At 60.6% G+C, this 9,860-nt stretch carries 10 protein-coding genes and 1 pseudogene; 5 read left to right on the top strand and 6 right to left on the bottom strand.

The genetic code is table 11. The features are described from left to right. Positions 1 to 196: 196 nt before the first annotated feature. From ACZM22_RS06005 to proB, 4 genes and pseudogenes are all read right to left on the bottom strand, one after another. On the bottom strand, positions 197 to 427 hold the full coding sequence (locus tag ACZM22_RS06005; protein ID WP_009203541.1) for a DUF6061 family protein: 231 nt from the start codon (positions 425 to 427) through the stop codon (positions 197 to 199). 406 nt (positions 428 to 833) lie between these two features. Continuing rightward, positions 834 to 1,019: pseudogene (locus ACZM22_RS06000) on the bottom strand (TnpV protein); the annotation flags it as partial. Positions 1,020 to 1,057: 38 nt separating this feature from the next. After that, positions 1,058 to 2,314 carry a glutamate-5-semialdehyde dehydrogenase gene (locus ACZM22_RS05995; protein WP_484425168.1) on the bottom strand — a complete coding sequence of 419 codons (1,257 nt, stop codon included), beginning with the start codon at positions 2,312 to 2,314 and terminating at the stop codon, positions 1,058 to 1,060. Further along, entirely contained in the window at positions 2,311 to 3,099 is a 789-nt protein-coding gene (gene proB, locus ACZM22_RS05990; RefSeq protein WP_489543425.1) for a glutamate 5-kinase, read from the bottom strand. Before proB ends, ACZM22_RS05995 begins: the two co-directional genes overlap by 4 nt. A gap of 186 nt (positions 3,100 to 3,285) precedes the next feature. On the opposite strand from proB, the gene ACZM22_RS05985 reads away from it, so the two are divergent. The 4 genes from ACZM22_RS05985 (at position 3,286) to ACZM22_RS05970 (ending at position 6,805) form a co-directional block, all read left to right on the top strand. Continuing rightward, positions 3,286 to 3,576 carry a DUF2325 domain-containing protein gene (locus ACZM22_RS05985; RefSeq protein WP_483268393.1) on the top strand — a complete coding sequence of 97 codons (291 nt, stop codon included), beginning with the start codon at positions 3,286 to 3,288 and terminating at the stop codon, positions 3,574 to 3,576. 104 nt (positions 3,577 to 3,680) lie between these two features. Next, positions 3,681 to 4,301 carry a flavodoxin family protein gene (locus tag ACZM22_RS05980; protein WP_489543424.1) on the top strand — a complete coding sequence of 207 codons (621 nt, stop codon included), beginning with the start codon at positions 3,681 to 3,683 and terminating at the stop codon, positions 4,299 to 4,301. A 78-nt stretch (positions 4,302 to 4,379) separates the two neighbouring features. After that, a complete protein-coding gene (locus tag ACZM22_RS05975) occupies positions 4,380 to 5,399 on the top strand; it encodes an alpha-hydroxy-acid oxidizing protein (RefSeq protein ID WP_489543423.1) in 1,020 nt (339 codons plus the stop codon). A 65-nt stretch (positions 5,400 to 5,464) separates the two neighbouring features. Beyond that, the gene (locus tag ACZM22_RS05970; RefSeq protein WP_489543422.1) at positions 5,465 to 6,805 is read left to right on the top strand and encodes an MATE family efflux transporter; all 1,341 of its coding nucleotides are present in this window, start codon (positions 5,465 to 5,467) and stop codon (positions 6,803 to 6,805) included. Positions 6,806 to 6,852: 47 nt separating this feature from the next. Here ACZM22_RS05970 and ACZM22_RS05965 read toward each other — a convergent pair whose 3' ends face one another. Continuing rightward, positions 6,853 to 7,545, bottom strand: coding sequence for an HAD family hydrolase (locus ACZM22_RS05965; protein ID WP_489543421.1), 693 nt, complete (start codon positions 7,543 to 7,545; stop codon positions 6,853 to 6,855). Between the two features lie 288 nt (positions 7,546 to 7,833). Here ACZM22_RS05965 and ACZM22_RS05960 point away from each other — a divergent pair, with 288 nt between their 5' ends. Next, positions 7,834 to 9,186, top strand: a complete 1,353-nt coding sequence (locus ACZM22_RS05960; RefSeq protein WP_483268388.1) for an MATE family efflux transporter — start codon at positions 7,834 to 7,836, stop codon at positions 9,184 to 9,186. A gap of 54 nt (positions 9,187 to 9,240) precedes the next feature. On the opposite strand, the gene ACZM22_RS05955 is transcribed toward ACZM22_RS05960, so the two are convergent. After that, entirely contained in the window at positions 9,241 to 9,684 is a 444-nt protein-coding gene (locus ACZM22_RS05955) for an Hsp20/alpha crystallin family protein (protein ID WP_484437828.1), read from the bottom strand. Positions 9,685 to 9,860 lie beyond the last annotated feature (176 nt).

The raw sequence follows: 9,860 nt of genomic DNA, 5'->3' as shown, positions 1-9,860 counted from the left end.
GCTATGTGGAACGCAGAGCAAAAAATATCGGCTTGATAGAAGCTAAAGAAGAATAATTGCATAGCGCATGAACCTGCCCCGACTACGGGGAAAGAAAAAAACCGCTGGCTGGGGCAGGTGAATTTTGCGCGCCTATTTTAAGTTATTATCCTAACGGCGGTTTTGAGAAATCAGAGCCGCCGTTTCTTGCGTATACCTAAAAGGAATCTTCCGCATCTATCCACATTTGCATCGTTCCATCAAGATACAATCTTGCATACTCAAGTGGTTCATCAATGGCAAGTGCGTTTAATGCACAGTCAGATCCGGGAGTAGTTGTTAAATTCTTCTCCGCTTCCCAGCAGTCAATGCGGAGCATATAGCCAGCAGAAGTATAAACATCAATGCTGTTGCGTTGTGGATTGTATTCTGCAAATATCGTTCTCATCGTATCAAATCTCCTTATCGTTCAATCAATCATTTGTTGCAAAAATCAGAAGCATTTCAATCAGTTCACCATGTCACTTTTATTTTGTGTTATACTGTTTTATAAGATTTTCTTTCCCTTGTTTTTTCCCTTATCAGAGTTCGTAAAAACTCATGGGACAATATAATACAAGGGAAACAATAAGGGAAAGCTCACCTGCGACAAACTTAGTGTTTTCAAGGGCTTGAGAGATATTTGATAATAAAATATAACAGTTATTAAATCCCTTTGAATATATGAAATCTCAATTCAAATTTGTTGCTCACTTTTCGTATTCAAATTATACCATAAAACTTGTGAACAGTTCTACCGCAACTTTGGACTATATGAGAAAAGTCCGAACAGTTTTCTGCTCGGACTTCCTCGCTCAATCATAAATCAATTCCGCTTTCACAATCTCCTCTGCCTGTGCCTTGCAAGCGTTCATCTGCCGCACCCATTCCATTTGATTATCGGCTTTCAGTTGCTCGGTCACGCCGTACTGCTTTGCCAGCTTCGGCACGATCAGCTCCATGCGGTTTCGTGCCGCTTCGTCAATCTCGGCGCAATACTGTCTTACGTACACCCGACCATCGGTCGGGAGTGTTTTTTTCATCGGATCTGTCCGTCGCCGGTGACGACATATTTATAGGTACTGAGCTCGTCCAGTCCCATGGGGCCGCGGGCGTGGAGCTTCTGGGTGGAGATGCCCATCTCACAGCCCAGACCGAACTCTCCGCCGTCGGTGAAGCGGGTGGAAACGTTGACGTACACGGCGGCACTGTCCACCTGACGGGTGAAGCGGGCCGCAGCGGCGGCGTCCTCCGTGACGATGCAGTCGCTGTGATGGGTGGAGTGGGCGGCGATGTGGGCGATGGCATCGTCCAGACTGTCCACCACGGCCACAGCCAGAATGTAGTTCAGGAACTCGGTGTCGAAGTCGGTCTCCGATGCGGGCGTGCCGCTGATGATGGCGGCGGCGCGGCGGTCCAGCCGCAGCTCCACCGGCGGCTGTCCTGCGGCGATACGGTCGGCCACCAGTGCCTTGTGCAGCATGGGCAGGAGCTTCTCCGCAACGGCGGTGTGGACCAGGCACACCTCCTCGGCGTTGCACACAGAGGGACGGCTGGTCTTGGCGTTGGTGATGATACGCACGGCCTTGTCCAGATCGGCGGCGGCGTCCACATAGACGTGGCAGATGCCGGTGCCCGTCTCGATGCAGGGCACGGCGGCGTTCTCCACGCAGGCGCGGATGAGTCCCGCGCCGCCGCGGGGGATCAGCAGGTCCACCAGCCCCCGGGCCTGCATGATATCGTTGGCGCTCTGGTGGGTGGTATCCTCCACGATGTTCACGATGTCGGCATCGCCTCCGGCGGCGGTGATGCCCGCCTTCAGCGCCGCCACGATGGCGCGGCAGGAGCGGTACGCCTCCTTCCCGCTTCGGAGCATACAGACGTTGCCGCTCTTGACAGCCAGTGCCGCGGCGTCTGAGGTGACGTTGGGGCGGCTCTCGTAGATGATGGCCACCAAACCCAGAGGCACCTGCACCTTGGTGATGGTCATGCCGTTGGGGCGGGTAAACTGCGCCAGCGTGCGCCCGGTGTGATCCGGCAGCGCCGCGGCGGCGCGGACGCCGTCGGCCATAGCGCGGATGCGGCCCTCGTCCAGCCGCAGGCGGTCCAGCATCACGGCGGAAATGTGCCCCTCCGCGTCCGCCATGTCCTGCGCGTTGGCGGCCAGAATGGCGGGGGTGCTCTCCTCCAGCGCATCGGCCATAGCCAGCAGCAGCCGGTTTTTCTCCTCCGCAGGCGCGGCGCTCAGCGCCGGCCACGCGGCCTTTGTCTTTTGCAGAAGCTCGATCGTGGTCATACAGCAGCCCTTCCTGTCAAAAATCTGGTGCCCGCAGGGCGGCCCGCGGCGATATCATACAGCACCTCCGGCTTGCTGCCGTTGGCGATGACCATCTCGCAGCCCGCCTCCGTGGCGATGGCGGCGGCCCGCAGCTTGGTGATCATGCCGCCGGTGCCCAAGCCGGTGCTGCTGTCCTCCGCCAGGGTGAACAGCTCGTCGTCCACCCGCTCCACCGTGGGGATCAGGCGGGCATCGGGATGGCGGCGGGGATCCTTGTCGTACAGCCCGTCGATGTCCGACAGCAGCACCAGCAGGTCCGCGCCGATGGCGGCGGCCACGATGGCCGACAGGCTGTCGTTCTCGCCGATGGTGTTCTCCACGCCGATCTCGTCGGTGGCCACGGCGTCGTTCTCGTTGATGATGGGCAGCGCCCCCAGCTCCAGCAGGCGGGACAGCGTGCTGCGGACATTGCGGCTGCGCTGCTCGCTTTTGATGTCCTCGCCGGTCAGCAGCAGCTGGGCTACGGTGTGGCTGTACTCCGTGAACTGCTTGTCGTAGGTATACATCAGCTCGCACTGGCCCACGGCGGCAGCCGCCTGCTTACTGGGCATGTCCGCCGGACGGCCCGGGAGATTCAGCTTCCCCACACCCATGCCGATGGCGCCGGAGGACACCAGAATGATCTCATGCCCCGCATTTTTCAGATCGCTCAGCACCCTGCACAGCCGCTCCATCCGCTGGATGTTCAGCCGCCCCGTGGCGTGCGCCAGCGTGGAGGTCCCCACTTTTACAACGATACGCATACCGCTGCCCCCTTCCGGCCCCTGCGGGCCTGTGTTTTTGCACATTATATTTCATCGACTTGCAAAATGCAAGAGACCCTGTTTCAGGACCATAAAAAATATGTCTTGCATTCTGCGGTAAAGTCTGGTATGATAGTCGCGGTTAGAGTAATCTAACTAAATTTCAAATTGAAGGAGGCGGCGTGTATGAGCGTTGTCATATTGGGTGGAAATGAGTGCATGGAGCGCCGCTATAAGGAGCTTTGCGGCGCGTACCAGTGTCAGGCCAAGGTGCTGACCAAGCCCTCCGGCGGGCTGAAGAACAAGCTGGGGCGGCCGGACCTGATGATCTTTTTCACCAATACCATGTCCCACAAGCTGGTGCAGGGCGCCCTCAGTGAGCTGAAGGGCAGCAGCACCATCATTGAGAGATGCCACACCAGCTCCCTGTCGGCGCTGCGGGGCATTCTGGAGAAATACGCGGTGCAGGAGGCGTGAGCCGCCTGCGCAAAACGACACTGCGGAGGTTTTCCCCTCCGCGGTGTTGCTTTTTGCGGGAAATGTGCTATAATGGCCGCGAAATTATCCAAGGAGGTGCGGTAATGAAGGCATTACTCATCAACGGCAGCCCCCATCCCAAGGGCTGCACCTACACGGCGCTGGAGGAGCTGGCCCGCACGCTGGAGGACGAGGGCATCGAAACCGAGATCGTGCAGGCCGGCGGCAGAGTCGTCTGCGGCTGTACCGGCTGCGGCGCCTGCCGCAAGCTGGGAAAGTGCGTGTACGACGATGCGGTGAACGAGACGTCTCCCAAGCTGCTGGAGGCAGACGCGCTGGTCATCGGCGCGCCGGTACACTATGCCTCCCCCGCCGGGGACGCCATCTCCTTTATGGACCGGCTGTTTTACAGCGCCGGCATCCGGAACCTGACCATGAAGGTGGGCGCGGCGGTGGTGTCCTGCCGCCGCGGCGGCAACACCTCCAGCTTCGATGTGCTGAACAAGTATTTCACCATCGCCGGGATGCCCATCGCCAGCAGCCAGTACTGGAACATGGTGTACGGCAATACACCGGAGGAGGTGCGCCAGGACAGGGAGGGCCTCCAGACCATGCGGACGCTGGGACGGAACATGGCGTTCCTCATGAAGGCCATCCAGCTGGGCAAGACACAGTACGGTCTGCCCCAGCCGGAGCCTCCCCAGGTCACCAGCTTCCACCACTGAGAAAAACTCGGAGTTGCTTTTTCCCGCCGTCGGAGTACAATGGCGGTACTACACATTTGAAACCGGAGGTACACTTTCATGACATATCAGGAGATCCTGAACAACGCCCGCACCTGTATGGGTCCCTACTGCAAGTCCTGTCCCACCTGCAACGGCATGGCCTGCAAAAACACCATCCCCGGCCCCGGAGCCAAGGGCATCGGCACCGGCTTCATCCGCAACTACCAGAAGTGGCAGGAGCTGTGCGTCAACATGGACACCATCTGTGAGAACAAGCCCGTGGACACGTCCTACGATTTCTTCGGCAAGAAGGTCGTGCTGCCGGTGTTCGCCGCGCCGGTGGGCGCCATGCAGCTGCACTACGGCGACAAGTATGACGATCTGACGTATAACGACATTCTGGTGACCGCCTGCGCCGCCGCAGGTATCGCCGCCTTCACCGGCGACGGCATCAATCCCGCCGTCATGGAGGGTGCGGCCGAGGCCCTGAAGAAAAACAGCGGCTGCGGCGTGCCCACGGTAAAGCCCTGGAATATGGCGCTGGTGGAGGAAAAAATGGCGCTGGCCAAGGCCGCCGATCCCATCGCCATCGCCATGGACATCGACGCGGCGGGCCTGCCGTTCCTGAAAAACATGACGCCTCCCGCCGGCAGCAAGACCGTGGATGAGCTGCGGCAGATCGCGGAAAAGGCCGGTAAGCCTTTCATCCTCAAGGGCATCATGACGGTGAACGGCGCGAAAAAGGCATTGGAGGCCGGCGCCAGCGGCATCGTGGTCAGCAACCACGGCGGTCGTGTGCTGGACCAGTGCCCCGCCACGGCGGAGGTGCTGCCCGCCATCGCAGACGCTGTGGGCGGCAAAATGACCATTCTGGTGGACGGCGGCATCCGCTCCGGCATGGACGTGTTCAAGGCGCTGGCGCTGGGTGCGGACGCGGTCCTCATCGGCCGTCCCTTCGTGAACATGGTGTACGGCGGCGGCTTCGAGGGCGTGCAGGTCTACGTGGACAAGCTGAAGGCCGAGCTGGCCGACACCATGGCCATGTGCAGCGCTCACTGTCTGGCGGACATCAAGCGCTCCATGCTCTACGGCTATTGAGCCGGCACAACAACGATGAAGGACGGGAGCCTGCGGCCCCCGTCCTTTCCTGACGAGGAGTTTTTATGTATCGGGACATGACCCGCGGCGGCATCACCCGCAGCCTGCTGCTGTTCGCGCTGCCCATGATGGTGGGAAGCCTTCTCCAGCAGCTGTATAATGTAGCGGACACTCTCATCGTGGGGCGTGCGCTGGGCCGCGACGCCCTGGCAGCGGTGGGCTCCGCCTTCACGCTGATGACGTTCCTGACCTCCGTGTTTCTGGGGCTGGCCATGGGCGCAGGGGCACTGTTCTCCATCTATCTGGGCCGGAAGGACATGGCGTCTCTGCATCGGGCGGCGGCGCTGGCCCTCTGCCTCATCGGCGGGGTGACGGCGGCGGTGACGGCGCTGGTATACGTCCTGCTGGACCCCATCCTGCGGTTTTTGCAGGTGCCCGATTCGCTGTACGGCGACATGGCCGGTTATCTGCGCATCATTTTTGTAGGGCTGGCGGCCACGTTCCTCTATAACTTCTTCGCCTGCCTGCTGCGCTCGGCGGGCAACTCCGCCGCACCGCTGTGGTTTCTGGGCGGCGCGGCCCTGCTGAACGTGGGGCTGGACCTGCTGTTCGTACTGGTGCTGCGGTGGGGCGTGTCCGGCGCGGCAGCGGCCACGGTGATCGCCCAGTACGCTGCGGGGCTGGGGCTGACGATCTATGCCCTGCTGCGCTGCCGCCACATGCTGCCGCGGCGGGCGGACTTCCGGTTCGACCGGCATATCCTGCGGGAGCTGATGGATCTGTCGCTGCTGACCTGCGCGCAGCAGTCGGCCATGAACTTCGGCATCCTGCTGATACAGCGTCTGGTGGACAGCTTCGGGCCGGTGGTGATGGCGGCCTTTGCCGCCGCCGTGAAGATCGACGCTTTTGCCTACCTGCCGGTGCAGGAGTTCGGCAACGCCTTCTCCACCTTCTCGGCCCAGAACTACGGCGCGGGGCAGTCCGACCGGCTGCGGCAGGGCCTGCGGCAGGCCACGGCGGTGAGCGCCGCCTTCTCCTGCGCCGCAGCGGCGCTGGTGGTGGTATTCGCCCGGCCGCTGATGGGTCTTTTCGTTCAGGCGGGCGATACGGAGGTCATCGCCTGCGGCGTCCGCTACCTCCGCATTGAGGGCACGTTCTACGCCGGTATCGGCTGCCTGTTCCTGTTGTACGGCTTTTACCGCGCCGTGCAGCGGCCCGGCATGAGCGTGGTGCTGACAGTCGTCTCCCTGGGCACCCGCGTGGCTCTGGCCTACGCCCTGGCGGGGCCGGTGGGCGAAGTGGGCATCTGGGCCGCCATCCCCATCGGCTGGTTCCTGGCGGACGCCGCCGGATACGGCTATTACCTGCGGCACCGTAAGGCGCTGCTGACTCCGAGAGCGCAATAAAACGAGGCGCATGCCAATGGCATGCGCCTCGTTCGTCTGTTCGCAGCTTATTGCAGCAGCGCGGGGATGTCCCGCAGGTCCTCCGCCGTCACGTCCACGCTGTCATTGGCGGGCGCGGCCCCCGGACGGCGGTAGTACACGGTCTTCAGTCCGCACCCCCTGCCGCCGGCCATGTCGGAGGTCAAAGAGTCGCCGATGATGGCGGTATCCTCCGGCAGGATAGGCGTCTCACGGCCCTCGTTGACCTGCCGGAACGCCTCATCGAAAAAGAGCTTCGACGGCTTGGACGCGCCGATGCGCTCGGAGATGAAGAACCAGTCGAAGAAGTCCTTCATACCCGCCAGAGCCAGCCGGTGGAGCTGCTGCTCATAGGGGCCGTTGCTGGCGGCGGCCAGCAGATACCTGCCCCGCAGTGCCTCCAGCAGCTCCCGCGCCCCGTTCACGGGGATGGCGCTCTCGTGCAGGGCGGTGCGGAAATATTTCTCGAACACCACGCCGTCGAAGTCCATGTCCAGCGCGGCGAACACGTTGTTCCACCGGATCTTCTCCAGCTCCGGAAACGTCAGGGTGCCCTCCTCGATCTGCCGCCAGAGCTTGTTGTTCTCGCGGTGGAACACATCGTACATCCACGGCTCGTAGGGCCGCAGGCCGAAGTGGGCGAAGCCCTCCTCCATGGTCCGGCGGATGTAGGCGTCAAAATCCAGCAGGGTGTTGTCGATGTCGATCAGAACCAGCTTCATAGCGCTCTCCTTTTCTTTTCGCTGTTTTCAGGATAGCACATCCCACCCTTCTCCGCAAGATGCAGGCGAAAATTTCAAAAACCGGCACATCAGCGCCGCAAAAATCCACCTCTTTTCCCGTATGTGGGTACATTCTGCACAATCGGCCCCGTTTTTTCATCGGAAAGTCTGTTGGTAAATATGCTTGCTTTGCCCCCGCGCCGGTGATATACTCTGCTCTTGCAGCCATATAAAGAAACTGGTGCGCTTTATATAAAAAAAGGAACATTTGGGAGTGAGGAAAGCCGTATGAAAAGCATTGAGATGACCAGCGGGTCTCTGTGGAAAAATATTCTGCTGTTCAGCCTGCCGCTGATGCTGACCCAGGTGCTGGAGGTGCTGTTCAACCTCAGCGACGTGGCCATCGCCGGTAAATATGCCTATAATACCTATGTGGCGCTGGGCGCCGTGGGCTCCACCACCACGCTGGTGTCCCTGTTCACCGGCCTGCTCATCGGCATGGGCGCCGGTGTCAATGTGTCGGTGGCCCGCTGGCTGGGCATCGGCGACAGTGAGAACGTGGAGCGCACCACCCACTCCTCCCTGCTGATCTGTACGGGTGCAGGCGTGCTGGTGTGCCTGATCTGCGCGTTCTTTGCCGAGCCTATGCTGCGCCTGCTGAACACCAAGGAGGAGTTCCTTCCCGGCGCCGTGCTGTACCTGCGTATTTATGCGCTGGGCCTGCCCGGCATCGGCATCTACAACTGCGGCAACGGTATCCTCAGCGCCACCGGCGATACCAAGCGCCCCCTGATCTACCTATCCGTGGCCGGTGTGCTGAACGTCATTCTGAATCTGGTATTCGTCATCGGCTGCCGGATGTCCGCCGAGGGCGTGGCCATCGCCAGCGCCATTGCCCAGTGGGTATCCGCCGTCCTGATCGTCGTCCACCTGCTGCGGCGGAAGGACGCCTGCCGCCTGAGCATGCGGCAGCTGCGGCTCCACAAGGCGGCGGTCAAGCGCATCCTGATGATCGGCGTCCCCTCCGGCCTGCAGAACGCCATCTTCGCCCTGGCCAACCTGTTCGTGCAGGCGGGTCTGAACTCCTTCGACGAGATCACCGTCTCCGGCGCGGCTGCCGCCGCCAACGCCGATACTCTGGTGTTCAACATGATGGCGGCGTTCTACACCGCCTGCGCCAGCTTCGTCAGCCGCAACTGGGGCGCGGGCCATAAGGAGCGTATCCTTAAGAGCTATCACATCTGCATGCTGTACGGCATCTTCACCGGCGCCATTTTTGGCGCGATGATGCTGCTGTTCGGACGGCAGTTCCTGTCCCTGTTCGCCAACGAGCCCGCCGTCATCGACGCCGGCATGGACCGTCTGCGGATCATGGCTTTCTCCTACGCCATAGCCCCGCTGATGGACAACAGCATCGCCGCCTCCCGCGGCATCGGCAAGAGCATCATCCCCACCATCGTGGTCATCATGGGCTCCTGCGTGTTCCGCGTGGTGTGGATCTACACGGTGTTCGCCTACTTCCACACAGTGCCGTCTCTGTACCTGCTGTATATCTTCTCCTGGTTCATCACCGGCGTGGCGGAGTTCTTCTACTTCCGCATCAGCTACAAAAAGAACATCGTGGCCGAGCAGATCTGGTAAAAGCGCAAAAAGAATGACCCGCCGAGGCGGGTCATTCTTTTTTGCCTGTTCACGTCAGCCGATGGTGACGCTGGTATTCTTGGGCAGCTGCTTCTTGGCCTCCTTGGGGATGGACAGCTGCAGGATGCCGTTTTCAAACTTGGCGGTGACATCCTCGGGCTCCACACCATCGCCCACGTAGAACGTGCGGCTGCAAGCGCCGGCGCAGCGCTCCTGACGGATGTACTTGCCCTTCTTATCGGTCTGATCCTTGTCCAGGCCCTTGGCAGCCTGGATGGTCAGATAGCCGTTCTTCAGCTCCACGTTCACCTCGTCCTTGGTGAAGCCCGGCAGGTCCACATCCAGCTCGTAGGTACCCTCCGTCTCGCGGACATCGGTCTTCATCAGGTTCTTGGCGTGCTTGCCGTACAGCGGGTCGCGGCCCTGAGGCACCATCATGCCAAACGGATCAGAAAAGAAATCATCAAACAGGTTCTCACCAAAAATGCTGGGCAACATATGTCATACCTCCATTCGTATCGCGGCGGACCGGGTGGCCGCCGCCCACTATATTACCCTCATTGTATCAACAGTTCCAAACCTCTCCGGCGGGGCCGCTTGCTCGCCCCTCTCTCAAGGTTCGGCTTCATTATAGCGCCGATTTTAGCACTGTCAATAGGAGAGTGCTAATGTTC

The organism is Vescimonas sp., from assembly GCF_057856985.1.
The sequence above is the reverse complement of the archived record's forward strand: the minus strand, read 5'-3'. Positions and strand labels throughout refer to the sequence as shown.